At 44.3% G+C, this 25,122-nt stretch carries 20 protein-coding genes; 11 read left to right on the top strand and 9 right to left on the bottom strand.

Features of this window, described 5'->3' with window-relative positions; translation table 11 throughout:
• Nucleotides 1–141: 141 nt before the first annotated feature.
• Nucleotides 142–1,407: an L-methionine/branched-chain amino acid transporter gene (gene yjeH / locus QUF19_RS17900; protein WP_286301690.1), complete on the top strand. Its 1,266-nt coding sequence runs from the start codon at nucleotides 142–144 to the stop codon at nucleotides 1,405–1,407.
• Nucleotides 1,408–1,440: 33 nt separating this feature from the next.
• On the opposite strand, the gene pdxR is transcribed toward yjeH, so the two are convergent.
• Nucleotides 1,441–2,901 carry a MocR-like pyridoxine biosynthesis transcription factor PdxR gene (gene pdxR, locus QUF19_RS17905; RefSeq protein WP_286301691.1) on the bottom strand — a complete coding sequence of 487 codons (1,461 nt, stop codon included), beginning with the start codon at nucleotides 2,899–2,901 and terminating at the stop codon, nucleotides 1,441–1,443.
• 90 nt (nucleotides 2,902–2,991) lie between these two features.
• On the opposite strand from pdxR, the gene QUF19_RS17910 reads away from it, so the two are divergent.
• Both QUF19_RS17910 and QUF19_RS17915 read left to right on the top strand, forming a co-directional pair.
• Nucleotides 2,992–3,651, top strand: a complete 660-nt coding sequence (locus QUF19_RS17910) for a pyridoxamine 5'-phosphate oxidase family protein (protein WP_286301693.1) — start codon at nucleotides 2,992–2,994, stop codon at nucleotides 3,649–3,651.
• Between the two features lie 70 nt (nucleotides 3,652–3,721).
• Nucleotides 3,722–4,624, top strand: a complete 903-nt coding sequence (locus tag QUF19_RS17915; RefSeq protein WP_286301695.1) for an urea transporter — start codon at nucleotides 3,722–3,724, stop codon at nucleotides 4,622–4,624.
• Between the two features lie 12 nt (nucleotides 4,625–4,636).
• Here the strand turns inward: QUF19_RS17915 and QUF19_RS17920 are convergent, their stop codons facing one another.
• Nucleotides 4,637–5,644: an AraC family transcriptional regulator gene (locus tag QUF19_RS17920; RefSeq protein ID WP_176679977.1), complete on the bottom strand. Its 1,008-nt coding sequence runs from the start codon at nucleotides 5,642–5,644 to the stop codon at nucleotides 4,637–4,639.
• 134 nt (nucleotides 5,645–5,778) lie between these two features.
• Here QUF19_RS17920 and QUF19_RS17925 point away from each other — a divergent pair, with 134 nt between their 5' ends.
• From QUF19_RS17925 to QUF19_RS17950, 6 genes are all read left to right on the top strand, one after another.
• Complete coding sequence (locus tag QUF19_RS17925) at nucleotides 5,779–6,171, top strand: MFS transporter (protein WP_286301702.1); 393 nt, start codon at nucleotides 5,779–5,781, stop codon at nucleotides 6,169–6,171.
• Nucleotides 6,165–7,388, top strand: a complete 1,224-nt coding sequence (locus tag QUF19_RS17930) for an HlyD family secretion protein (protein ID WP_286301704.1) — start codon at nucleotides 6,165–6,167, stop codon at nucleotides 7,386–7,388. The genes QUF19_RS17925 and QUF19_RS17930 overlap by 7 nt, the downstream gene beginning before the upstream one ends.
• A gap of 746 nt (nucleotides 7,389–8,134) precedes the next feature.
• Nucleotides 8,135–9,373 carry a cytosine permease gene (gene codB / locus QUF19_RS17935; RefSeq protein ID WP_076667865.1) on the top strand — a complete coding sequence of 413 codons (1,239 nt, stop codon included), beginning with the start codon at nucleotides 8,135–8,137 and terminating at the stop codon, nucleotides 9,371–9,373.
• A 9-nt stretch (nucleotides 9,374–9,382) separates the two neighbouring features.
• Entirely contained in the window at nucleotides 9,383–10,660 is a 1,278-nt protein-coding gene (locus QUF19_RS17940) for a cytosine deaminase (protein WP_065112724.1), read from the top strand.
• Between the two features lie 361 nt (nucleotides 10,661–11,021).
• On the top strand, nucleotides 11,022–11,234 hold the full coding sequence (gene cspE, locus QUF19_RS17945) for a transcription antiterminator/RNA stability regulator CspE (protein WP_004730009.1): 213 nt from the start codon (nucleotides 11,022–11,024) through the stop codon (nucleotides 11,232–11,234).
• A gap of 655 nt (nucleotides 11,235–11,889) precedes the next feature.
• Entirely contained in the window at nucleotides 11,890–12,906 is a 1,017-nt protein-coding gene (locus tag QUF19_RS17950) for a GGDEF domain-containing protein (RefSeq protein ID WP_102353660.1), read from the top strand.
• 227 nt (nucleotides 12,907–13,133) lie between these two features.
• On the opposite strand, the gene QUF19_RS17955 is transcribed toward QUF19_RS17950, so the two are convergent.
• On the bottom strand, nucleotides 13,134–13,736 hold the full coding sequence (locus QUF19_RS17955; RefSeq protein ID WP_286301721.1) for an aldolase/citrate lyase/malate synthase family protein: 603 nt from the start codon (nucleotides 13,734–13,736) through the stop codon (nucleotides 13,134–13,136).
• Between the two features lie 170 nt (nucleotides 13,737–13,906).
• Here QUF19_RS17955 and QUF19_RS17960 point away from each other — a divergent pair, with 170 nt between their 5' ends.
• Nucleotides 13,907–15,439, top strand: a complete 1,533-nt coding sequence (locus QUF19_RS17960; RefSeq protein WP_286301723.1) for a DUF3612 domain-containing protein — start codon at nucleotides 13,907–13,909, stop codon at nucleotides 15,437–15,439.
• Nucleotides 15,440–16,368: 929 nt separating this feature from the next.
• On the opposite strand, the gene QUF19_RS17965 is transcribed toward QUF19_RS17960, so the two are convergent.
• Both QUF19_RS17965 and QUF19_RS17970 read right to left on the bottom strand, forming a co-directional pair.
• A complete protein-coding gene (locus QUF19_RS17965; protein WP_286301725.1) occupies nucleotides 16,369–17,991 on the bottom strand; it encodes a DEAD/DEAH box helicase in 1,623 nt (540 codons plus the stop codon).
• 164 nt (nucleotides 17,992–18,155) lie between these two features.
• The gene (locus QUF19_RS17970) at nucleotides 18,156–19,511 is read right to left on the bottom strand and encodes a diguanylate cyclase (protein ID WP_286301728.1); all 1,356 of its coding nucleotides are present in this window, start codon (nucleotides 19,509–19,511) and stop codon (nucleotides 18,156–18,158) included.
• Nucleotides 19,512–19,797: 286 nt separating this feature from the next.
• Here QUF19_RS17970 and QUF19_RS17975 point away from each other — a divergent pair, with 286 nt between their 5' ends.
• Entirely contained in the window at nucleotides 19,798–21,000 is a 1,203-nt protein-coding gene (locus QUF19_RS17975; RefSeq protein WP_286301730.1) for a DUF3541 domain-containing protein, read from the top strand.
• 49 nt (nucleotides 21,001–21,049) lie between these two features.
• Here the strand turns inward: QUF19_RS17975 and QUF19_RS17980 are convergent.
• The 4 genes from QUF19_RS17980 to QUF19_RS17995 all read right to left on the bottom strand — a co-directional run bounded on the left by QUF19_RS17980 (nucleotide 21,050) and on the right by QUF19_RS17995 (nucleotide 25,023).
• Nucleotides 21,050–22,290 (bottom strand): IS3 family transposase gene (locus QUF19_RS17980; protein WP_434784918.1). Its coding sequence is split into 2 segments (ribosomal slippage): nucleotides 21,050–21,918 and nucleotides 21,918–22,290, totalling 1,242 coding nucleotides; the frame shifts between segments, so codons are not numbered across the junction.
• A gap of 155 nt (nucleotides 22,291–22,445) precedes the next feature.
• The gene (locus QUF19_RS17985) at nucleotides 22,446–23,063 is read right to left on the bottom strand and encodes a class I SAM-dependent methyltransferase (RefSeq protein ID WP_286301731.1); all 618 of its coding nucleotides are present in this window, start codon (nucleotides 23,061–23,063) and stop codon (nucleotides 22,446–22,448) included.
• The gene (locus QUF19_RS17990) at nucleotides 23,063–24,316 is read right to left on the bottom strand and encodes a sensor histidine kinase (RefSeq protein WP_286301734.1); all 1,254 of its coding nucleotides are present in this window, start codon (nucleotides 24,314–24,316) and stop codon (nucleotides 23,063–23,065) included. The genes QUF19_RS17985 and QUF19_RS17990 overlap by 1 nt, the downstream gene beginning before the upstream one ends.
• Nucleotides 24,313–25,023 carry a response regulator transcription factor gene (locus QUF19_RS17995; protein ID WP_286303318.1) on the bottom strand — a complete coding sequence of 237 codons (711 nt, stop codon included), beginning with the start codon at nucleotides 25,021–25,023 and terminating at the stop codon, nucleotides 24,313–24,315. Before QUF19_RS17995 ends, QUF19_RS17990 begins: the two co-directional genes overlap by 4 nt.
• Nucleotides 25,024–25,122: the final 99 nt, after the last annotated feature.

Here is a 25,122-nt window from a genome sequence, read left to right on the forward strand (position 1 = left end):
CGTTAAATTGACGGCCGCTTAAGACGTTTCGCTAGCTGTATTATTGATGTCGACAATGTATGCTTTCAGTCTCAGTCTCAGTCTCAGTCTCACAAGACGACACGTTAAAACCGACAGCACAGCCAATAGCTAGGAGAGCGAATGTCACAACTCAAACAAGAAATCACGCTAATGTCCGGAATTGGACAACTCTCTACGACCTTGCTGGGTACTGGGCTCTTTATGATTCCCGCTATTGCCGCTGGCATCGCAGGGCAGTTGTCACTACTCGCGTGGTTAATCCTGTTTATCGCTATTTGCCCGATCGCCCTAACCTTTGCAGCATTAGGGAAACGCTACCCTAATGCAGGAGGCACGGCCTATTTTGTGCGCCAAGCGTTCAGCGAGCGATTAGAAACGAGCGTTGCTTGGTTGTTTGTGAGTGTGATCCCTGTCGGCATTCCCGCTGCGATTGCATTGGCGGGCGGCTTTGCTCAACAACTGCTACCCGTACCACTCGACACACCTCTGGGTGCTCAATCCTTTACCGTCGCTCTGCTTATCGCCGTCAATTTGATGGGCAGTAAGTCTTCCGGCCGCTTACAAACCGTGATTGCATTGTCCATCTTTGCCTTAGTCAGCGCTTTTGTCTGGAAAGCCGACATCACTGCAGCTGACATAGCGGTTCCGACTATGACATCCGATTCAATGTGGTCTATTGGTGCGGCACTGGCGGTCATGTTTTGGTGCTTTGTCGGGATAGAAGCCTTTGCTCACATGGGAGAGGAATTTAAAAATCCACAACGTGACTTCCCAATCGCCATCATTGCAGGGTGTTTCGTCGCGGGCTTAGTGTACTGGGCTTGTTCAGTGGTTATTATCAAGCTAGGCGCTTATGGTTCACCTGAGTTTGATGCTGCCTCTATCCCTTGGGTGACAGAACAACTGTTTGGCAATGGCTTTAAAACCGTCATCAGTGTACTTGGCTTCTTTGCTTGTTTTGCGAGCCTAAACCTTTATACCCAAAGCTTGTCTCGCATGATTTGGGCTCAAGCTCGTCAGCACACCCCTACCAGTAAAATGGCGCAGCTTAATAGCCGTGGCGTACCACTTTATCCAACCTTGGCTATTGGCTTTATCGCGCTTATCTCGTGTGTGATTGGTGAGCTGTCGGATTTGGATCTCGAGTTCTTTCTTAAACTCGCCAATGGCATTTTTGTTTTGGTTTATCTGCTTGCGATGTTAGCAGCCTGCCGATTACTGACTGGCGCATCTAGATACACAGCCATGATCTCATTGGTCATCTGTACGCTGGTGTTTATCTGCCTAAGTTGGTCGATGCTTTATGCTGTGACTGTTTTTGTGACATTGTCACTCCCTTGGCGCAAATGGTTGGGTAAACCCACCGTCTCTATCGACAAGTTGTAGCTTGTCGATAAGTTATAAATAGCATCACCGCAGTTATTGATAAAAAAGCCGAGCGATCTGTTTGATCTTCGGCTTTATCTCGACCAATCGGATATTACCAAAGCCGAGGATCACGGCATTCCAATCGCGAATATTGGTTGATCCATACTCGTAAAAATCAAAAGGTCTGATTACGACATTTTCCTGCTCAGCCCGTCGGCTCCACTCGTGTTCAGATATCCCTTGGTACCACTTCACCGTTACATGTAATCCTGCGGCTTGGCTGATCACTTCAAGGTCTCCGTTAAACTCGCTTTGAATAGCGTCAATCATCGCTTCATATTTGAGTTTATATGAACGACGCATCTTTCTGATATGTCGTAGCAAGTCACCTTCATGGACGAAATCAGCCAGCGCTTCTTGTGTATGTGCAGCCGTGTCTCCGGTGAGCGCGTCTTTAATCTCGAGACACCTCGCAACCAAGTGTTCAGGTACAACTAAGTATCCTAAGCGCAAGCCGTTGAACATGACTTTACTCAGTGAACCGACATAGATAATTCGGTCGTCAAAGCCTAACTTACCCGCCAGCCCCTGCATGCTTGTATACGGACGATGAGCAAATTGAAATTCACTGTCGTAGTCATCTTCAATGATCCAAGACTGATTTTTGTTGGCCCAATCAATCAGTTTCAAGCGTTGTTCTGTGTTGAGTGTCGTCCCCATTGGATATTGATTACTTGGGGTCACATACAAAGCCTTAGCATCACTGGCTAAAATCTTATCAACGTCGAGACCCACTTTTTCACGCACACTGACGCCATCAAGATCGAGCTTTAGCATATCGACAATTTTATGGACCTGTCGATAACCAGGCTCCTCCATCAGGATTTGGTCGCCCATCGCCAACGTGGCCATTAAGCCAATTGAGATTGCTTGCTGTGCCCCTGCCGTGATGATGATTCTGTCTGCATGACACCGAACTGAACGGCTGCTCGCGAGGTAGCCGCTTAGTGCTTCTCTTAAGGCAAAGCTGCCTTGAACATCTTGATTACCTGCGATGTTCTGACGTGTTCCGTGTCGCTGCAGTAATCTCTGCCACTTAGCAAAAGGGAATGCATCCAGATCGGGTACACCCGGAGCAAAACTTCGGTTGATATCATTGGATGTCACTCGCGCGCTACTTGCTGTATCAACCTCTGCACTCACATCATGTGAACTCTGAATACTGCTCGATTGAGATAAACTCAAGAAATGTTCAGGCTGTTCAACCGACACATAAAAACCTGAACCTTGCTTGCTCTCGATATAACCTTCGGTGACCAGTTGTTCATACGCGTAAATCACCGTATTTCGGCTTACTGACAATTCCACAGCCAACTTGCGCGTTGAAGGTAACTTGCTGCCCTTGCTCCATAAATCTTGGACAATCTTTTCTCTTATCGCATGAAACAAGGCGGTTTGGCGTGTGTCATGTTGATCGTCTAACTGTAGGTCACCGACATCAATAGGCTGCATAACTGGATCCAAATAGTGTTTAAAAGTGGCTCTATTTAATAGACCAGTTAATCGCTACATTGTTCAAAAGGCAATGATTAAGGAGCGATTATGTTATCTAACACGAAAAGAACCACGATCAAGAAAGGGGCTCACAAGGCCGAATTTGAACCAGAAAAACTGCATCAGATCATTGATGAAAGCTTAATCGCGCACATTGCACTAGAAGGTGAGCAAGGCCCGTTGATTATCCCAATGCTCGCATGGCGAGTGGATGACATGGTCTATATCCATGGCGCCAAAAACAGCCGTCTTCTGAAAGGGTTAAAAAAGGGAAACCCTACCTGCCTAACATTTACTTTGTTTGATGGCTGGGTGTTGGCACGTTCTGCTTTTCATCACAGTGCGCATTACCGCTCAGCAGTGGTATTTGGGTCTTTCTCTGCGATTGATGATAACCAAGAAAAAGATCGCTTGTTGAACATCTTCATTGAGCAAATCGCACCGGGCAGAACCGATGAAGTCAGGCTCAGCAATGAAAAGGAGCTGACCGCGACCGAACTACTAGCGATACCGTTAACCGAAGCGTCTGTGAAGATAGGGAAACATGGTGTGAATGATGATAAAGCCGATATGGATACCCCCGTTTGGGCAGGCGTATTACCTTATCGCACCGTTGTTGGACCATTAGAGACGGTTCCTGAACAAGAAGGCCTTGTCGATAAGCCGGATTACCAAGCAGCCTATGGTGAACGTTGGTATCAGAATTAGTATTCTATAATGGTCAATACGATAAAATTGTATACAATCTGACTTATCAAAAATTTAACATAGTCAGAAAATGCAGAAGAGTAAGGACATTCTCCCACTTCAAGGCTTGCTCAATGGTATTGGGCAAGTCTATTTCACATCATCTGTCGTGACTTCCCTTCTGCTATTGCTCGCCATTTCAATTGAATCTCTGCCACTGGCTTTTCTTACCTTATTCGGTGCGAGTTGCAGCTACGGTTTTTCCCTGTATACCAATAAGCCGTCTCAAGATATTGATAATGGTATGTATGGGTTAAATGGCGCGCTGATTGCTTTGTTTATCGGGAATTTCTTTGATGTGAATACGTGGCTGATTTTAGTAGTCGCTCTCGGTTCGCTGATTACCGTACCTATCGCCAAGATCGTGTTTAGCTTTAAGAAGTATCGCGGTTACACAAGTGCCTTTATTGTCACCTCTTGGTCTATCTACATGATTCAATCAGGCTTGAACCTCCCTTTTTTCACACCCTCAAACACTACATCACAGTCGGCGGCGCTTTTGGCATTCAACGATTGGTTGAACCTACCAAGTATGGCGATAACGTTATTAAAAGGCATTAGCCAAGTCAGCTTCATCAACAATGAGTTATCGGGGTTGGTTATCTTGGCTGCGATTGCGTTCAACAACATCAAGCATGCGTTATGGGTCGTGCTTGCCGTAGCCGTCAGCACAGCTTTCAGCTATTTAATCGGAGTATCCGACGAACGGATCCAACAAGGGCTTTATGGTTACAATGCTGTGCTTGCGACCTTAGCGCTTGTGCTTTATCAACGTATCCCTTGGCCGCTCATTGTCCTATCTATGTTACTAAGCTGCTTGGTCACTTTGGGCTTTCATACCTTGGCACTACTTCCACTAACAGCACCTTTCATTCTGAGTACTTGGACAGCGGTTTACTTATCAGGCTTATTGCAGAAACGAAGCTGGGCCTAAAAGAAAGCAAACTTATAGATCCGTCCAGAATCGCTCAACATATTGCTTAGGCGTTAAGCCACGGTGCTTTTTAAACATTCGATTAAAGCTTGCCACATTGGTGTAGCCTAAACGTTTCGCGACCTCTTCGACCGGGAGTTTGTAGCTCAACAATTCCACTGCGACATTGCTCAGTGCGTACCCCATGATGGTGGAAAAGTTGACGCCCAACTTGTGCAAACGGCGTTGAAACTGCTGCTCAGAAAGCCCTAATAAACTAGAAACCTTGTGAAGAGTTGGTAAACCAAAGTGGCGACTGTAATTGATCATCTCATAGGTGACCTTATGTTCATCACCTGCATCTGGCATGTTGAGATAATTGTCTAAATCGTGGAAGTTCATCGCCAAGCTCATTTTACCTGCTGCCGGAGACTGATTAATGGATAGCCTCAGTTTACTTGGAATCCAGACCTCTGTGCGTGGTTGTCCCCACTGAATATTGCACCCAAAGTACTCGTGATAAAGCTCAGTATTCTCACGATACCCAGCAATGGATACTGCTGCTGGTTTGAAGTCAGGCCCTAAATAACGCCTTAGGATCTTCATCATAAAAATCGCGATACGCACCGAGTCGTGTACTTTACCAACCTCAGAATACTCAGGGTTGTCATAACACCATTTAATGAGTGTCCCAACTTGTGCGCCATATAAGAAAGCCCCCGACTGTAAACAGTGCAACCCGATATTGACTCGGCGAATCGCTGACGCGAGATCGTGACCCGAGAAAAACCAGTTAGCAAGTGGCCCTAACTTTTCAATATCCACCCTATCTGCCAGTTTCAAAATAATGTCGGGATCGCGGGTTTTCTGTTCGAGTAAGCCATACCATTGGTCCACTTCATTCACTGGAATCAGGTTCATCGCGTTAGCAAATACTGACTTGGGAATACCCAAAGAGTCCATATCTAAGTCACGATTGGCCGCCGCATACTGATATACACCTAAAATTCCTAATGCTCTTAGGAAGTTACAATTGTTCATTTGCTACTAAGCCCCGAATTCCAAATTACAGATCAAATCATATAGAACTCATTATTAAAGTAATTAGTAAATTTTCAACCTATAAATCTGATATCCATCACACTCGGCGCTCAAATTTAACCTAGGGTTGATCAATGAGTTTACTAAGTGTCCCATTTGTTGGAACAGGCGCAGACACCGCACTACACGTTGTAGCAGGCGTTGTGTTGGTCGCGACAATCGCAGCAGCATGTTACGGCTTTTGGCGTGTTCATGAATTACCAATCAATAAAGCTCACAGTAAAGAGCATCACCAGCTCGGTTTAATTACCGCATTAACGTGGATTGGCTTCATATGGCACTGGGTATGGGTACTCGCAGTAATCGTGTCGTTTGTTGATATGGAAAAAGCCATTATCAACCTCAGGGATACATGGCGTGCGCCAAGCAACACCAGCACAGAGAGTACGAGCAATAACAATGCGGATACTGTCGGCAACGTAAACAGCACCCAATCGGTTGATAATAAGGAGAACCCAGCATGTTAGAAGGTTTGGCTGTATGGGCACTCTTTATTTATTTGCTGCGTTTAGTGGGCATGCCGTGGAACAAAGGGACTAAGGCGTTTGCTTACTTAGGTGGTACGTCTTGGCTACTATTCGTCTGGGTTGGATTGGTCAACTTTACCCCAATGGATCTGTCTGGCGGGTCGGTTGTTCAGTCTCCGCATATTCAGCTGCGTCCAGACTCAACATCGGTCACCGGCAAAACCACCAAGGTTTACATCAGTCCAAACCAAGATGTGACGAAAGGTGAGCTGATCTACGAGATTGATGACACCAAATATGTCATCGCGAGAGACAAAGCGAGCGTTCAACTTGAATCGGCTCACGTTGCCTTAGATACCGCTCGCCAAGAAGTCAGCATCGCAAAGGTCAGCCATCAATCTGCGCTTGAAGACATTAAAGCGTCTATCGCACAAATTGAATCAGCAAAAACAGACTTAGTCCTTCAATCGAAGACACTCTCTCGTTACCAACGTCAGAACAATGTTGTTGAACATACGATTACAGAGACCGACATAGACCAACAAACGGCAAAGGTAGACTTAGCGACGCATAATGTCACGACGTTAGAATCTCAACTGAGCAAGAAAGAAGTCGATGCCGAGAATGCGAAGTTAAACATTCACAAAGCAGAAACGAACGTCAGTAAAAAGCAAACTGAAGTCGACTCTGCAAAGGCAACCTTAGCCCAAGCGCAATGGGACCTTAACAGCACCAAAGTCACCGCCCCAACAGATGGCTTTGTGACTAACTTTATTCTTCGTGAGGGACAACGAGTCTCAATGATGCCTCGTATCCAGATGTATACCGAAGAGAAATACGTGCTGATGCGAGTCAATCACCAAGCGATCCGTAACGTAAAAGTGGGCCAGCCTGCTGAATTTGCAACACCGGTTTATCCAGGGAAAGTTTTCTCTGCGACCGTTGAAGGTATTGTTGAAGCGACAGGTGAAGCACAAGCCAGTTTGCTTGGTATTGATGAACAGGTTCGCGTCACAACCGGACGGAACCTTCAAAACAAACACCACTTCGTGAGACTGAAGATCGAAGAAACAGAAGGCTATGATATCCCAGTAGGTTCTGTTGGATTGGCATGGGTGAGCGGCGAAAAGCCAATCAGCTTTATGGCATTCTTAGATGTTATCCGTGGAATCATTATCAGAATGAAGTCGCAACTGTACTTCTTCTATTCGATATAACACGACTTCAATAAATTAAAAGCAATCTTAAGCCCACATAGACTGATGTCATGTGGGCTTTTTTAGTGCTTGCCTTAGTTTTAGTACCTGTCTTGGTTTTAGTATCAAGCTGGCTTCTTGTCTTTATCGCTTACTTACAACATTACAACACTTGGAAATGCTTAAATTCCCTTACTGATAAAATGTAAAATTGGTTGCAGAGCATCAACAATTCGCAAATTGCATTTTCATAATGCAAAAGCACCCTTCAAATACGCACCAAATTGCTGTAAAACAGCCCAATTCGCGGGTTTAAAAGTTGGCACGCTATCTGCAATGTATATATTGACCCTTCTTAAGCCGAGGGTCACCTAGCCAACTGACGTTGTTAGTGAACCTTTCTTGTTCACGATATATATAGGCCAATTGCGGATATTGCGATTGGCCATTTTTTTGCCTGTAATTTAAGAAACATCGTCCATCCAATATACAGACACCCATTCACACTCATAATCGCTAGCATTCATAGTGAAGCTCAACCCTGACTCATCATCTACGCCATAGAAAACGTTTTCTAATTATTTTTAAAAAATAAATATAAAAAGTAACCTCATGTTTTAAATGTCTATTTTAAACAAAGCTGTCTTAATGGCGGACTTATTGACAAAACTAGCATTGACTATGTGATTTATATCACCATAATGCGCTCGTTTGCCTGCAATACGGCGACCGTTATTTTTAATTTTGATCAATTGCGGAGGTAAAAAATGGCTGCGGATAATAACTACAGTCTTGGGCCGGTTCCAACATCGGCTAGGAAAGGAGTTGCTTCACTCACCATGGTAATGCTTGGACTCACTTTCTTCTCTGCAAGTATGTGGACAGGTGGTTCACTCGGGACAGGTCTTTCTTTCAACGATTTCTTCCTCGCCGTTCTCATCGGTAACCTAATTCTTGGTATTTACACTTCTTTTCTTGGCTACATCGGCTCATCTACTGGCCTCTCTACTCACCTCCTTGCTCGTTTCTCTTTCGGTACTAAAGGCTCATGGCTTCCTTCTGCTCTACTTGGTGGTACACAAGTCGGTTGGTTTGGTGTGGGCGTTGCCATGTTTGCGATTCCGGTACAAAAAGCCACAGGCATTGATACCAACACCTTGATTGTTGTATCAGGCTTGTTGATGACAGGTACGGTGTACTTTGGTATTAAAGCGCTGATGGTACTCTCAGCGGTTGCCGTTCCTGCAATTGCAATTCTGGGTGGTTACTCAGTATTGACTGCGGTAGACAGTGTTGGCGGGCTAGAACAGCTCCAACTCATCGAGCCAGAAACACCAATGGACTTCTCCATGGCGCTTGCAATGGTTGTGGGTTCATTCGTGAGTGCGGGTACGTTGACTGCGGATTTCGTTCGCTTTGGTAAAAAGCCAGCGAGCGCAGTATTAATTACAATGGTCGCGTTCTTCATCGGTAACTCACTGATGTTTATCTTTGGTGCGGCAGGTGCAGCAGCGACGGGGCTCTCTGACATTTCAGACGTGATGATCGCACAAGGTCTTCTACTTCCTGCCATCATCGTTCTAGGCTTGAACATCTGGACAACCAATGAAAACGCACTTTATGCGTCAGGTCTTGGTTTATCCAACATCACTGGTCGCTCAAGTACTACAATGTCTATCATTAACGGTATCGTAGGCACGATTTTCGCGCTTTGGCTGTACAACAACTTCGTCGGTTGGTTAACCTTCCTTTCGCTGGCAATTCCACCAATTGGTGGCGTAATCATCGCCGACTTCTTCGCGAACCGTAAACGTTACAAAGATTTTGCAAAAGCAGAGTTCCAAACCGTTAACTGGGCTGGCATTATCGCGGTAGCAACAGGCGTAGCCGCTGGTCACTTCCTTCCTGGCATCGTTCCTTTGAACGCCGTGTTTGGTGGTGCAATCAGTTACCTCGTGCTTAACCCTCTATTGAATAAAAACGCTCTGAAATCTCAGGCCGCTTAAGGACACACTATGACAACCTTATTAATCAAGAACGCGAAGCTTCAAGACCAAGATGGCTTGAAACAAATCCTGATTGAAAATGGTCAATTTTCTCGCATTCTCGATAATGACGCGCCAATCAATCATCAAGGTGAGATCCTTGATGCTGAAGGTGGCATTGCAGTTTCTCCTTTCTGTGAACCGCATATTCACCTAGATACTACGCAAACGGCTGGGGAACCTAACTGGAACATCTCTGGTACTTTGTTTGAAGGTATTGAGCGTTGGGCTGAACGTAAAGAATTGTTATCAATCGAAGACGTAAAGTCTCGTGCGAAGCAAACACTGAAATGGCAGATTGCTAACGGTGTTCAACACGTGCGTACTCACGTTGATGTCTCTGATCCAACGTTAGTTGCATTACGAGCGATGGTTGAAGTTCGTGAAGAGATGAAAGAGTGGGTCGACATCCAGATCGTTGCATTCCCTCAGGAAGGCATTCTTTCATATCCTAACGGCAAAGAATTGCTTGAAGAAGCTGTGAAAATCGGCGCTGACGTTATTGGTGCTATCCCTCACTTCGAATTCACTCGTGAATACGGCATTGAATCTCTGCACTATGCGTTCGAGCTTGCACGTAAGTACGACTGCCTGATCGACGTTCATTGTGATGAAATCGATGACGAGCAATCTCGCTTTGTTGAGACACTGGCGGCTCTTGCTCATAAATTCGACATGGGTGAAAAGGTAACGGCAAGCCATACCACAGCAATGGGCTCTTACAATGGTGCTTACGCATCTCGCCTATTCCGCTTGCTAAAAATGTCAGGCATTAACTTCGTCGCGAACCCGTTAGTGAACATTCACTTACAAGGCCGTTTCGATGACTACCCGAAACGTCGTGGCGTGACTCGTGTTAAAGAGATGCTAGCAGCAAACATCAACGTTTGTTTCGGCCATGATGATGTGTTTGACCCATGGTACCCACTGGGTACAGCGAATATGCTGCAAGTTCTGCACATGGGACTGCACGTAACACAAGTTATGGGCTACGACCAAATCAACACCTCACTTGATTTGATCAGCAAGAACTCAGCTCGAACTCTGAACATTCAAGACAACTACGGTATTGAAGAAGGTAAGCCTGGTAGCCTACTGATATTGCCTGCAGACAATGGTTTTGATGCTGTTCGTCGCCAAGTACCCGTTCAATACTCGGTACGACACGGTAAGGTGATCGCTGAAACGCAACCTGCGAAAACAAAAATTAACTTAGATCAGACAGAAGATATCAACTTCAAGCGTTAATATCGTCTATACTGATGAAGAAAAGGAAGCTACAGGCTTCCTTTTTACTTTGACATGGTGTGTAACTTTATAAAACTATCAGCTATTAAGCGTGGTTTTGTTAACGAGCACAACATGACAAAAAAACTCGCTGATTTCTCAATCAATGAGTGTACAACCGGAAAGACTGTGTTAACATGCACTCGCTCTGTTAGCCGGAGTTATTTAAGTTAGATAAATAGTAAAAAATGACATGTAAAATCGTTACCCGTTTTTGTAAGTAGTTTTTCCTTATTTCTTAGCAATATTAAATAATTCAATTATCAGCGCATTGCAGTAATGCAATCAACAATTTAGAAAATTTATGAATAAGGGACAAATTATGTCTAACACAAATACTGGCACTGTAAAATGGTTTAACGAAGAGAAAGGTTTCGGTTTCATTTCTCAAGACAACGGCGGTGCTGACGTATTCGTTCACTTCCGTGCAATCGCTTCAGAAGGTTTCAAAACTCTGAAAGAAGGCCAAAAGGTTTCTTTCGAAGTTGAAAACGGTCAAAAAGGCCTACAAGCAGCAAACGTTGTTGCTCAATAATTAGCTTTTAGCTAAAAAGAATTTTAAAGCGCTGATTTTTATCGGCGCTTTTTTATGCCTGAAACTTTTTATGCCTGAAACTTTTTATGCCTGAAACTTTTTATGCCTGAAACTTTTTATGCCTGAAACTTTTTATACCTGAAACAAAACTTCTTACCTGAAATAAAGCTTCTACCCCGTTATCATCGCCCCCGAACTGCGTCATATTACCTACTTTTCAGCTAACCTTTTCTCCAAACTCTTTTAACTCAACTTATCTATCAAAGCTCATCTTCTACTGATTATCAAAACACCGAGAAGACAGCCAATCAAACTATCAAACTATCAAACTATCAAACTATCAAACTATCAAACTATCAAACTATCAAACTATCAAACTATCAAAAACATAGCTATTCTTCTTGGCCGTTGCCAATTTTGTGCTGAACCTTAACCAATCGACTTAGTGAAACTCCAAAACTGCTCTTCTCCTCTTTGGTCAAAGAACACTCTATTTAATGTTCGATATAAATATGCAATCGATGTCCATAATAAAAATGATTGATTTATCCAACCCTTATCCATTAATTATATAATTTTTAAAGCAAATACATGCAAAATCCGCTAACCTTGTTCGCAAGTGGCTTTAGTTGGTTTGGTATCTGTAGTAAAAATAATGAACAAAGATGAATTTCAGAAATCCACCGCTAATTTGAAAAAAGCGGTGCCTCTTATGATGAAGAATAGAGTGTCGACAACACCTGCAAATTACGCACTTTGGTACACCTATGTCGACAATGCTATCCCGCAGCTCACTAAAGATATGGATGGTGTGTTAGAACACTATGGTATCTGCCCTCCTGCGGTAGGTGAACAGCTCTACAACAACTACGTTGCAAGCAAATCCGAAACCAATATCAATGACTTACGAGCAAACCTAGAACTGTTAGTTTCTGAGGTTTCTAACTCAATGAACGATACTCTCACCGACACTTCAGCTTTCTCTGAGATGATCGATAAGAGCTTCGAAGACTTATCTCGTGTCGACAATGAAAGTTTGTCTATCGATGAAGTGATGTCGTTGGTTCGTCAGCTGGTTTCTGAATCTCGCAACATTCGACACTCGACTCAATTCTTAAGCTCTCAACTGAACTCTGCTACGTCAGAAATCAGCAAGCTCAAGACACAGCTTGTCGAAGTGCAAAAAGACGCACTATTTGATAGCACGACTACGCTTTACAATCGACGCTCTCTGGACCGCGATTTGGAAACATTGTGCGAAGCTAAGCAGTCGTTATGTCTGATTCTTCTCGATATCGACCATTTTAAAAACTTCAACGACACCTATGGCCACTTATTTGGCGATATGGTTCTTAAAGGCATTGCGCGTAAGTTAAAACAAATGTGCCGCGAAGGTATTTCTGCTTACCGATTTGGTGGCGAAGAGTTCGCTCTCATCGTTCCAAACAAATCATTACGCATTGCACGTCAACTTGCTGATACCAATAGACGATCTCTGGAAAAACTGTCGATCAAAGATCGCCGCAGTGGACAACAGGTCGGTAGCATCACCGCATCATTTGGCGTTGCAGAGCTTGAACCTGGTGAATCAGCGGAATCACTGATCGAGCGTGCTGATAAGCTACTTTACGAAGCAAAATCTCTAGGCCGAAATAGAGTCATGCCGCTGTAGTCCGCAATTATCTAAACAGATTACTGTGAAACAGCCTGCTTGCTAAGCCCTGATCTCTAGGCACTAGGCATTAAAATAGACTCGCAGTTAACATCGAAAAGCAAAAAGCCCCAATCAATAACCAGTAGGTTAATCATTGGGGCTTTTTCGTTTATAGTCAGTGTTTGATGTTAAAGACAACCAAAATCGCTAACTCATGACTCAGCATCTTTCATGAGTACGAAAGGCTAAAGTGCGTAGCAGTAATTAAGGCAGTAATCTTCACCGCTCTTTGCTCTGAACTCTTTGTCTTCACTGCATGCTTTTGGTTTACCCTTCTCATCACCTTGAACTAGGCTGATCCAGTGACGTATTGCTGTCGTGATTCCTTCACGCTCAGTATTCGTTTGTACCGCTTCCATTGGTGACTGACCAAAAGTAGTACATGACTCGAGCTGAATATCATCGATATCGACCAGTTCAATGCAACCTGTCCCTTTGTGACAACCAAACATCACTTCTAAGTGGCTTCCACTGCTGTCTCGGAACAAGATTGAATCTGGGTCACACTTCTCACCCATGTAAGCTACAAACTGCTTAGGATGCTTTAGGCCGCTGTGTTGACCATCTTTGAAGTAAGCCATGACATGGCGGTAGTCAACTACGTAGCTCGTTACATCTTGATGTGAGCCGTTCTCTAGTGGGAACAATCGGTCTAGCAGTTGCTTCGCTTTGAGTTGCTTCTCAGTTTGCTGTTTGGCACTGATAGTCTCCACGGCAAAGACAGCTTCAGCGATAAATGGTTTTGTTTGTTTTTGGATTTCTGTTTTATCGAATGTAAGCATATTCATAGTCTTTCCCTCTTGACTAACTCGGTGAACATTCACCGATTTTTAAAGCAAAAATGTGTCCTAGAGCAATTATTCCAAACTAACGTTTAATTTATTTGTCATTTTGTGAATTGCTTAGTTTGTAGATTAGCGCTTTTTTACATACAATTTCACAACAAAAATTTTACAATGTGAATTTTACAAATATGGCCTTGTCAAAAAGTTTAGTTCGTCAGTCACATTTCCTAGGTACTAAGATCCGTAACCTAAGGAAGCGTAACCATTTAACCATGGAAGATCTGTCTGCGCGTTGTATTCGAATCAACCCAGAGTACGCACCTTCCGTTTCTTACCTTTCAATGATTGAACGTGGAAAGCGGGTTCCAAGCATCGATATGCTGGAAGTCATTGCGCAGGTCTTTCAGAAGAACCCCACGTGGTTTCTCGACGATGAATCAGAACAGCAAGCCATCGCACCTGACAAAGGGAATCGTGGCGGGATAAGTGGCATGGCACTCGAGCCGAGCTTTCTTTTCTCTAACGACATCCTGCAAATCGCGATACCAGAGATGTTGTCGCAAACCGGTATCTCTGGTCGTCAGTTCGCCCACCTCTTAATTCGAGCTCACCAAGAAAGTAATCAAAACCACTTCCCTGATCTAGAACGAGCAGCAGAAGAAGTTGGTTTGAAACGCCTTAACCTTGGCGTCGAAGATCTTATCGACATCGCGAGAAACTTAGGCATTCAAATCCGCTGGGTAACACGCACGCCTCAAGACGTGGTGGATGAGCTCGGAATCAATGCCAAGCAATTGGTGACTTCGTTCTTCGAACCACCCGGTACGATTTTCTTGAACGAAATTCTCAAAGAGTACCCAACTCGACTGAAATACGATTTATCGGTTTATATCGGCCATTGCATTTTGCACAGCAAAGAAGGGCTTAAGAGTGTGTTGTCGGTTGGGAACAACAACACATGGGACGATAATCAAATATCGGGATCTTCTCAGCTGAACTCTCAAGACATTCTTCAGGCATGGCGAGACTTCGAATCCAGCTTCTTTGCTGGCGCATTACTGTGTCCAAAAGTTCCATTTAGACAGCTGCTCGATCGTACTGGTTATGAAATCGACGTTCACAAAAGAGCGGGGGTTTCCCCCTCTGTTGCGATGCGCCGAATGACGGTAGTATCGCCCTACCCTCACTGGCACTACTTTGATGCTTATGGGCCGGGGAAACTCAAGGCGGTATACCGCGGGAACGGGATTCCACTGCCTTGGGGGAATATGAGAACGGTCGCCGACCCATGTCAACATTGGGCTGTGTTCCGTCGATTATCAGAGCCTCGAGCGGGTAGCTCAGCTCAAATCTCCATTTTAAATGTGGGAGATGAGCCAAGAATCTACTGCTGTGAATCCATCAATATGACGGATCCTGCGGGTAACAATCGTGTGTTGTGTGCTGGTATAGACTTAAACCCAGCGATTGATGCTCAAGGTGGTAATTCAAGAGACATCGCAGAGCAGCTTAAGGCTTCTTGCGTCAGCAATGGCGGCTCGGTAGCAATACCACGTAACATCAAGAAAGATCTCACGACAGTAGCCAAGATTCTAAATATAAATTGGATTGAACGCGGGATCGAAACAGAGGCGAGGCTTATCTGCTCCAGAGGGGGAGAATGTCCACGCCAACCAAGCTGCTATTCAAAGTGTGGTGAGGACTAGCGACCTTTTAGCGACTCTAATGCAGCAAAGCAACAATACGCTCTCAAATAAAAACATAGTGAATTCGTTTGCTATGTTCGATTCAAGAGCTTAGGGCGTGTTGATCTTTCGAGCTGATTTTTGCAGCGAGTTGCTGGGTATTTATACAAGGCAGAGGCGTCGATGTGTAGTTAGCCTACATGAGAAGCCGATAACGTAGTAGAAATGACCAGCAAACGCTGCCCGAAGGGTTCGGCTAAAAGCGTTTTACTCTTTGTTGAGGGAGATTTGCTTAGAATGACTAGGCTACTTCCCCCTCGCCGCGATTAAAACGCTTTTATCTCGAACAAAATTTAACCACGAAAGGTCAACACGCCCTGGTAAAAATAACCAATAGAACTCAAAATTCAGGCAAAAAAAAACCAATCACAATAAAGGTGATTGGTTATATATTTTGTGTGAACAATATGGGTTCACTAACAACGTCAGTTGGCTAGGTGACCCTCGGCTTAAGAAGGGTCACCATTACTAATGCAGCAAGCGTGCCAACTTTTTATCTACGTATTTACTACGCATCTGGACACGTATTAGACACGAATTACTGTTTATTTTGCAAAGTGGAATTGCAAATTGCAAAATAAAACAAAAACGCTAGTGATTATGTTGTTATTAAATAATGATTAACGTTCGATTAATCCTCTCAGAGCCTGTCACATCCCATTTACTCAGCCTATTTTCAATCTAACAACCCATAATATTGCTATATAACACGCATAAAAAAACGCGAACATTGAGTATCAACATTCGCGTTTCATTGGGTTCGATTCAAAGCTTCTAATGTATAGCTGCTAGTTTCTAACGTATATCTATTAGTTTCTAACTGCTCATTGCAGAAGGTGGCTTTCTCAAAAAGCGACCTTCGCAGAAATCAACTTCAACTGAACTTGTCTTTACTTTTGAGCAGCAGGCTTAGAACGATTTCTAGATGGCTTGCTACCAGACGGTTTGTTCGTCGAAGGTTTATTGCCAGAAGGCTTGTTAGACGCTGATTGGTTTGATGAACGGCCAGGGCCGTAGCTACCACCGTAACCTGATTTCTTAGGCTTACCAGCACCGTTTTGACCGCCTGAATTGGTGTTCTTCTCAGCACCTCCAGCAGCATTACCGCGCTTGTAGTTGCTACCATTGTTTCTTACAGACTTATCATCACCAGCAACTGCAGAGTTGCTGTCAGAACCTTTGTTACCTGAGTTAGGCTTGTTCGCATTTGGCTTACGCTTAGGAGCAGAACCTGAACCAGAAACATGACGCTTGTTCTTACCTGCCGGTTTGTGCCCGCGAGCATTGTCACCAGAACGTTGACCATCAGAATGTTCGCGTGTCTTTTTCGGCTTCTTAGGCTTAATCGGGCGCGAATCCAAACGAGATTCAGGCAGTTTGTTTACAGGTGCAAAACCTTCAAGTTCACGGCGCTCAAGTACTTGCTGAATAAGGCGCTCGATACCAAACAGTTCACCCACTTCATCAGCACAAACCAGTGAAATTGCTTTACCCACTTCACCAGCACGGCCAGTACGACCAATACGGTGAACGTAATCTTCTGATACGTTTGGAAGGTCGAAATTCACTACTTGAGGCAGTTGCGGAATATCGATACCACGAGCTGCAATATCTGTTGCCACTAATACGCGTACTTTACCCGTTTTGAAGTTCTCTAGGGCTTTAGTACGCGCGCCTTGGCTCTTGTTGCCATGAATAGGTGCCGCTGAGATGCCTTGCTCGTCAAGGAAGTGAGAAAGCTTGTTCGCACCGTGTTTCGTTTTACTGAACACGAGCACTTGTCGCCAATCATTATCTTTGATCAGCTTAGCGAGCATTGGTGCTTTTTTCTTTTTATCTACTGGATAAATACTCTGTTCAACAGTTGGTGCCGTTGAGTTTGCAGGGCTTACCGAGATTTCAACTGGGTTGTTTACTAAGCCTTTAGCCAAGCCACGAATATCATCAGAGAACGTTGCTGAGAACAGTAGGTTCTGACGTTTCTTAGGCAAGAAAGCCAAGATCTTACGGATATCGCGAATGAAACCCATGTCTAGCATGCGGTCGGCTTCATCTAACACTAGGATCTCTAGTTGATCAAAACGGACTGCGTTTTGGTTGTATAGATCAAGCAGACGACCCGGCGTTGCCACCAGCACATCACTGCCTTTACGCAGTTTTTGCATCTGAGGATTAATTTTCACGCCACCAAACACAACCGTAGAAGTCAGAGGTAGATTGATACCGTACTTAACCACACTGCCATTTACTTGCGCAGCAAGCTCACGAGTCGGTGTTAGCACTAGCGCACGAACTTGGTTCTGACGTACGCGAGGGCCTTTTGATAACATTTCAAGAATAGGTAGCGTGAAGCCAGCAGTTTTACCTGTACCTGTTTGAGCAGCGGCCATTACATCTTTGCCCGTTAGGACAGCTGGTACGGCTTTCTCTTGGATTGGTGATGGCTTATCGTAACCTTGTGCTTCAATAGCTTTAAGGATCGGTTCAGAAAGGCCCAGGGAGGTAAAACTCATAGATTATTTTCTCAGTTGAATAACATTTAGTATGAGCAACACCCCGCGAAGACGCATTGCTACAGCTTTTGCTTATCAATTAAATTGATACGAAGCAAAGCGCGGTATTCTGAGGCTTTTCCCCACATTCAGCAACTAAATTCTAATCGTAGCTCAAATTCAACCTAGATAACTTGTCGCTTCTGTTCGTACATTTTTTCATCAGCTGCTTTCAAGAGCGCATCAACGTCATCGTAGTTATTATTATGGATAATCCAACCAACACTAATTCGAAGATAAATAGAGTGCGCTTCATAGACAACGGGTGTGGTACATATCGCTCTTCTAAGTTTAGCCACAATCGAAGAGGCATGTTGTTCATCTATGATGCGGGGTAGCAAGACTAAGAACTCATCGCCCCCGATCCTTGCGACGAGATCTGAAACACGCAATTCACTCTTAATACGCTTAGCACACTCAATTAACACCTGATCGCCAGCAGCATGGCCAAAAGTGTCATTGATCGCTTTAAACCCATCGAGATCGATATTCACAACGGCAAAGGTTCTCGCTCTCTGCTTTTGCGTGACCTTGAATGCCTGCTTTAAGCTATACATGAAGTATCGGCGATTCGGCAACATGGTGAGTTCATCATGCATAGAGCGGCTATCGGCAATGCGGTACAGGCGATAAATGGTCATAAAGGCAATCGCCAACACAAGCATAATGGTGTAACCCACCAGCCTGACAATTTGAATTCGATACCAAGGCACATCCATCAACACATGTTCGTTCCCAGAGAGCGCCAAAAACCAACCGCCATAAGGGAAGTTCACTTGCTCAGTGGCAAACGCATTCGTAAATACATGTTGTTCACCGTGGAAGATAGGCCCCTCTTTACCTGAACTGTTCGCGCCACGAATCGCAAGTTCATATTTGTTTTCAATCTTGCCAATACCGACGTCTTCATACAGCTCATCAAGATCAATCACTGCACTAGACACTCCCCAATAGTCTTGATTAAAAGGAGGGTCTCTGAAAATAGGTGTGCGCGTAATCAAGGCTTGCCCACCTTGAAACAGGTCAAAGGGTCCAGCGATAAAGGTATTGCCAATATTTCGCGCTATTTCAACCGACTCCCACTGGGTTGGATGATCGCGATAATCAATACCCAGGATCTGCTCATTGCCTTCCATTGGATAAACGAAATTAAGGATGTCATCTTCAGCGAGGCCAATCAGGCGAATGTGGTACCCATCTCGAATGATGTTTTGGGCGATTTTGTCCCAACTTTTCATATCGCTGTCTGGGTTTATCGTCACAAGCGTAGAGAAATTATTGAGGATATACATATCCGATACGATCGCGGCTTCTATGCGAGATCGAATGATGGAAAGCTGCTTTTTTGCCTCAGAGTATGATTCATTTTTGAGGAAGGTTAATTGCTTGGCGTGAAAAACCTCTATGGCGGTTACCACCACCAAGAACAACAATAAAGATAATAATTTGGCAGGCCACTGCTTGCTAGAACGACTGGGCATTTACGAACCTCTAACACTTTTGTTCTGTTTACTGCCTTAAATCGGCTCATTTCTGGCTAATTCGTTCAGTATGCCGACAAGCAACTAAAAATCCACACTTTGCGTCGGGTCTCAGTTCATTATTGAGCGATTCATCACTTCACCGTGAGTTAACTACACTGATTATTAAATCAAAAAACCTTAATGAACCTTATAAAGCTTACATTGTATTGACCCAAACCTTACATTAAAGGATTCATCAATGTTATTTTATACTTACCATTAATCAGCTTGGTACCTTACGAACATGAAGCTAAAAACGCTAACTCTGTGCACATTGTTATCAGCCTCCGTTGCAGTTGCGGTTCACGCACAAGCAACGTCTAATGCGCAAACAAACTTTGACACACAACAGCCTGTTAACATACAAGAGAACAAACAAGCAACAAGCGTACCAAATGTTTCGTCCCCTGCTGATTCTCTCGACTCTCAAGAACAATCTTTCAAGCAATCTGCCAACCTGATTCGCACGACCTACGAAAGCCAACTTTATACCCTGCCCGCTTTCAAAGAGGGTCACTATGGTTTGCGTATGTATCGACAAACATTAGACGATAAATATTCTGCAGCGGTGTGGAGTGACATGGCGCGGGTATCGAGCAAGCTCAGCCGCCTGTCTAATGATGTTCAAACCATGGAACAGATCGTACTTTACTCAGAAAAGCGCGTGGCTTCGTATGTGGGTGATGACGACGAACGCAGTGTTCGACGCTACAACATCACCAAGCACATGCCAGAATATCTGTACCTCGGCGTTGACCTTCTTGGCTCTATGGCGCGTGCCAATGAGTACGGTTTAGAACACAAGAACGATGCCAAACTACGTGAAATCATTCGTCGCTATGACTTCTCTCGCTACGTAACCAATGAAGACATGATAAAAGCCTGGGCAGCACAATTAGCTAATCAGGTTTACTGGCTGCGCCAACTGGGTGAGCAAGATGTCGTTGACCAGTTCGTCGACACTTTCAAAAAAGCGTACCCAGACGACAAAGACAAGAAGCTTTCAAGCCAGCAGTACGGCAATAAAATCTATGGTATGACACATGTGATCTTTGGTGATTCGGAATATTACCAACACCAAGTCAGCGAGCAAGAACACCAATGGATCTACGATTACTTCAGAGAGAACATCGATACCATTCTATTGCGCGCTAAAGAAGATGTGATTGCAGAGGTTGGATTGACCTTCTTGCTTGCAGGCTTAGAAGATGACCCGGTTGTAGAGAAAACTCGACTCGCGATCCAAGCCTCAATCGATGAGAAGTACGGGATGATTCCTTCAATCACTGGTGATTTTGACCTTGAATACGGCGAACACCGCAACGTGTTGGCGATCATGCTGCTCGATTGGCAACAAGTGAACGAAGCACCGACGTTAAAAGGTAATCCTAAGGTGTTTACTACGATTCCGTATGGGCTAATTGAAAACCAGCCATTGAGTAAATAGAGACTCCGGAGTTCATCTATATGTCTCGTCCTAAAATACGTTGACGATTTTAGTAAGCCAGTAACGCAAGTTGCTGGCTTTTTTCATGCATCTTATTTGGCGTATTCATACCTAGGCTGAGATGTGGCCTCATTTCGTTGTACGTATATATTGACTCTTCAACAAGTGTTTTCAACTCGCGAAGATCTTTGCACTGAGTAAGCAAGAACTCTTGCTTGAGGATACCATTGACCCGCTCAGCTAACGCGTTTTGGTAGCAGTCATAACCATCAGTCATTGATGGAGTTATACCATGCTTTTTAAGTTTCTCTTGATAGAGGTTTGAGCAATACTGAAGCCCTCTATCTGAGTGATGGATTGTCGCATGACAATAACATCGAGTTTTTACCGTCATATCTAAAGCCTTCACAACATCGCTCGCTTTCATTTCATTGCTAACTTCATACCCCATGATTTTACGGCTGAAGGCATCGGTAACCAATGACAAGTAGTGAACGCCCTCGTTTGACTGAACATAAGTGATGTCGCTCACCAGAACTTCTTCTGGTTTTGACGGAACGACTTCTTTTAGCAAGTTCGGATGTTTTTTCATCCAGTGTCTGCTGTTCGTTGTTTTGGTGTAACTTCGTTTCGGCTTAACGAGTAAGCGCTCTTCTCTGAGGTAATTAAACAAAGCATCACGGCCAAGTTTTATTCCCTTAGCTATCAACTTCGGCTTCAGTAAGAAATAGAGCTTACGAGCTCCCAGCCGAGGCATGAATCGTCTTATCTCAAGCACCATCCCTTTCACAGGAGCAAGCACAGCCTGACGAGTGGTCTCACGCTTTTCTCTCTGATAGACACACTGACGAGATATATTGAGCAATGAACAAGCTTTACTTAAGCTTACTTTCTTCTCTTTTTGAAGGCTTCTTGCTCCTTCGCTATATACTTTTTTCTTAGCGACATCCCGTGCTCAGCATCAAGAATATCAACAACCCTATTGAGAAGAAGGCATCTGAGACGTTCATCTTCGAGTTCTTGTTCAAGTCGTTTTATTTTTTGGGCAGGCGTTTCATTCGCTCTCGGTGATTTAGGCATCGTGTTCTTCCTTGGGTTGGTAGTCCAATCCATTTTGCCATGCTTTCTTAACCAAGTAAGAACAGTCGAACGACCTTGTATGCCGTAAATTGATTGGGCTTGTTTATAGGTCATGTCGCCCTTTTCGATGGCGTCTACAACCTGTAATTTAAAGCCTAGTGTGTAATCACGCTGAGTGCGCTTAACGTGGTGTTTATTTGGAATGGTCATCATTAGTCCTCAATGTGTAAACACATTTCAGGACGGGACAATAAAACCTAAAAAGCCGCAAACCTCTCAAGGTCTGCGGCTTTTTATTGTTTGCTACGTCAATACTCGTATCAAAAGTTGTTAATATCAACACCTGCGTAAAGATAAAGACGACATCAATCCCCTGTCACCGCTTTGTTCATCACTATCGTGAAATCTCCTTCTGCATAGCCTTCTATCAGAGAGACATCGTCACACAGGATTTTACAGAAGCGATAAACACCTTGAGGGTGATAACTCATTAAAGTATTACGCGAAGGATATTGGCTTGAATTGAGAAGGTTAAAAATCACAGTCTGATTCGCCAACTCAAACATACGAGTGATCATATTTGTTAGGTAATCAGAATCGCGAGAGATGTAGTTCAGTGAGCCACTTGCGATAACCACGTCGTGCGCTTCGAGACTCATCTTACTCATGTCACCCGATAAAAACTGGCAGCGTTGTTCTGTGTAATTTTGCTTGGCCTTTTTTAGGAAGTCCGCGTGTTGATCAACGCCCGTGTAAGATTGAATTCGATAGATACTGTCGAGCAGTTCAAACAACTCTCCGTAGCCACACCCCAAATCCAAAACACTCTTCTTCTCAAAGTCGGCCGAGCGAGCGATCACTTCAAAGCGACATAATTGACTCTCTTCGTTCGTCCAGCCTAATGCTTTAGCCTTATCGCCGTTCGAGCGGTTTGTCTGCTTTCGGTGGTACCAATACACCTTGAAACGATCACGCCAGTGCATTACGAGAAATCCACCCACACTTCACGGCCACCAACCAACTCTTGGTTATGGTATTGCCATTGATACTGCGCGAGCAGCTTCTCGGTGAGCTCTAGCCCTAGACCAAAGCCGAGATTATTGTCTTCTACCGTGCCGTCGGTATTGTGATTAACGATGATGACTTTTGAACCAACTTGAACCATATCTACAGTACCGCTTCCTGTGTGTTGAAAGGCATTACGAATCAAGTTAGTTAATACGATTCGGGTTAACCCGACTGGCAACTGGCACTGTGTGTCATCGCTTTCAAGATTCACGACCACAGTCTTTCCATTCAATAGATAGGTTAGGTCATGGTTTATCTGTTGCAGCATGTCGCCAAGATGTATGTTTTCCAGAGGCAGGTCTTTGTCTTGTTGTCGAGTTAGCCACAACAAGGTCTCTGTCAGGTCTGTCATGGTGAAACCCGCACGCTTGATTCGGTCTATCACTTCAAGCTGCTTTTCAGGGCTCTTACCTTTTTGAATCAGCTTCTCTAACAGTTCACTGTTGGTTCTTGTTACAGCGATGGGTGTGCGTAATTCGTGACTCGCGTAACCTAAGAACTTCTGCTCTCGTTCTAAGCTGCTTTGAACCGAACTTAAGCTGTCACGAATGATGTTAGCCAAAGTGTTCAGCTCACTGAAATGAAAATCGGGAGTGGGTTCATTAAGATTATCTTTATCTAACGACTTAGCCCAATTTTTGAGTCTTTCAACAGGCGATGCGACCTTACGTAATACCAAAACTAGAATGACCACGAACAGAGTAATCGCGCCTAATGCAGTCAAAAAAATCGTCACAAAGTGCGGAAGTGCATCGTTATCTATGAAGTGATCTTGCCTTTGAGTAAATACCGCAGAAACATAACGAACCTCGTCACCTTTCATTACCTTCATGGCGAAGTAGCCTTCTTCTGGCGGTGAGAATATGGATTTACCAATGATCATTTTAGTAATGAGGTTGAATTGGAGTTCATTCTGCTTGAGGTTGCTCTGGATGCTTTGTGGCAAGTCACTCCATTGCGTCGCCACAGTAAACTCTTGGTTGGTCATCGGCTTACCGGGTTTTACGGCATCCTGTTGAGCTTGAGCAATCATAGAACCGCGCATCGCGATATCCATACCCGAAACAAAGTAGTTTACGCTCAATGCAGACAGAACCAGAATCGTCGTGACACCTGTAACCAGAATCGCCAATAAAACGTAGATCCTTAAACTTGGTCTGATCTTCATTCTTGTCGTAACTCCTTAATCGCAAAGCCTTTACCCGCAATGGTATGCAGCAGCTTATTGTCTTGATCAGCATCGACTTGTTTACGCAGGTTGAAGATATGCACTTTTAAGCTATTGCTGTCGGGTTGGTCGTCACCCCACACGCCCTGCATGATCGTCTCTCGTGAAACAGGATTAGGGCTAGAACGCATCAACACTTCTAAGATTTTGAGCGCAGTTGGGGAGAGCTTGAGAGGTGAATTCGCACGATAAGCTTGATGTTGCTTAAGGTCGATCTCCAAATCACTCACCGATAAGCGGCTCACCTGACCGCTGCGTCGCTTTGCCAATACTTGCGCTCGAACAATCAACTCTTCCATCGCAAATGGTTTGATCAAGTAGTCATCGGCTCCCTTTGAAAAACCCGTCAGCTTGTCATCAAGCGTATCACGTGCCGTGAGCATCAATACGGGTGTATCGATCCCCTGTGCTCGTAAGTTCTCACACACCTGTAAGCCGTTCATTTTGGGTAAGTTAAGATCGAGTATCACCGCATCATAGCGATTGGTTTCGATGAGGTTGAGACCAGCTAGACCATTCGCTGCGTGATCGCATTGAATGTCTTCTAAATCGAGGTAATCGATGACAGCCGTCGCCAAATCGAGGTCGTCTTCAACCAAAAGCAATTGAAGCTTATCTGTGAGTTTATTAGTGACGGATTCTGCCATCATGACGACCTCTATTATTAGTTGTTGTGTGGCTTGTTATGCAGTGATCTTTAATATCTTGTTTAGTAACGAACCTAGACCGATGTAGCAGAGACTCAC

Source organism: Vibrio sp. FE10, from assembly GCF_030297155.1.
Classification (GTDB): domain Bacteria; phylum Pseudomonadota; class Gammaproteobacteria; order Enterobacterales; family Vibrionaceae; genus Vibrio; species Vibrio apostichopi.

Coding starts and splice junctions, on each gene's coding strand:
- QUF19_RS17975 (WP_286301730.1), top strand. CDS start 19,798: ATGAAGCTAAAAACGCTAACTCTGTGCACATTGTTATCAGCCTCCGTT.
- QUF19_RS17925 (WP_286301702.1), top strand. CDS start 5,779: ATGAGTTTACTAAGTGTCCCATTTGTTGGAACAGGCGCAGACACCGCA.
- QUF19_RS17950 (WP_102353660.1), top strand. CDS start 11,890: ATGAACAAAGATGAATTTCAGAAATCCACCGCTAATTTGAAAAAAGCG.
- QUF19_RS17990 (WP_286301734.1), bottom strand. CDS start 24,316: ATGAAGATCAGACCAAGTTTAAGGATCTACGTTTTATTGGCGATTCTG.
- QUF19_RS17930 (WP_286301704.1), top strand. CDS start 6,165: ATGTTAGAAGGTTTGGCTGTATGGGCACTCTTTATTTATTTGCTGCGT.
- codB (WP_076667865.1), top strand. CDS start 8,135: ATGGCTGCGGATAATAACTACAGTCTTGGGCCGGTTCCAACATCGGCT.
- QUF19_RS17955 (WP_286301721.1), bottom strand. CDS start 13,736: ATGAATATGCTTACATTCGATAAAACAGAAATCCAAAAACAAACAAAA.
- QUF19_RS17940 (WP_065112724.1), top strand. CDS start 9,383: ATGACAACCTTATTAATCAAGAACGCGAAGCTTCAAGACCAAGATGGC.
- QUF19_RS17910 (WP_286301693.1), top strand. CDS start 2,992: ATGTTATCTAACACGAAAAGAACCACGATCAAGAAAGGGGCTCACAAG.
- QUF19_RS17965 (WP_286301725.1), bottom strand. CDS start 17,991: ATGAGTTTTACCTCCCTGGGCCTTTCTGAACCGATCCTTAAAGCTATT.
- QUF19_RS17970 (WP_286301728.1), bottom strand. CDS start 19,511: ATGCCCAGTCGTTCTAGCAAGCAGTGGCCTGCCAAATTATTATCTTTA.
- QUF19_RS17985 (WP_286301731.1), bottom strand. CDS start 23,063: ATGCACTGGCGTGATCGTTTCAAGGTGTATTGGTACCACCGAAAGCAG.
- QUF19_RS17915 (WP_286301695.1), top strand. CDS start 3,722: ATGCAGAAGAGTAAGGACATTCTCCCACTTCAAGGCTTGCTCAATGGT.
- pdxR (WP_286301691.1), bottom strand. CDS start 2,901: ATGCAGCCTATTGATGTCGGTGACCTACAGTTAGACGATCAACATGAC.
- cspE (WP_004730009.1), top strand. CDS start 11,022: ATGTCTAACACAAATACTGGCACTGTAAAATGGTTTAACGAAGAGAAA.
- yjeH (WP_286301690.1), top strand. CDS start 142: ATGTCACAACTCAAACAAGAAATCACGCTAATGTCCGGAATTGGACAA.
- QUF19_RS17995 (WP_286303318.1), bottom strand. CDS start 25,023: ATGGCAGAATCCGTCACTAATAAACTCACAGATAAGCTTCAATTGCTT.
- QUF19_RS17920 (WP_176679977.1), bottom strand. CDS start 5,644: ATGAACAATTGTAACTTCCTAAGAGCATTAGGAATTTTAGGTGTATAT.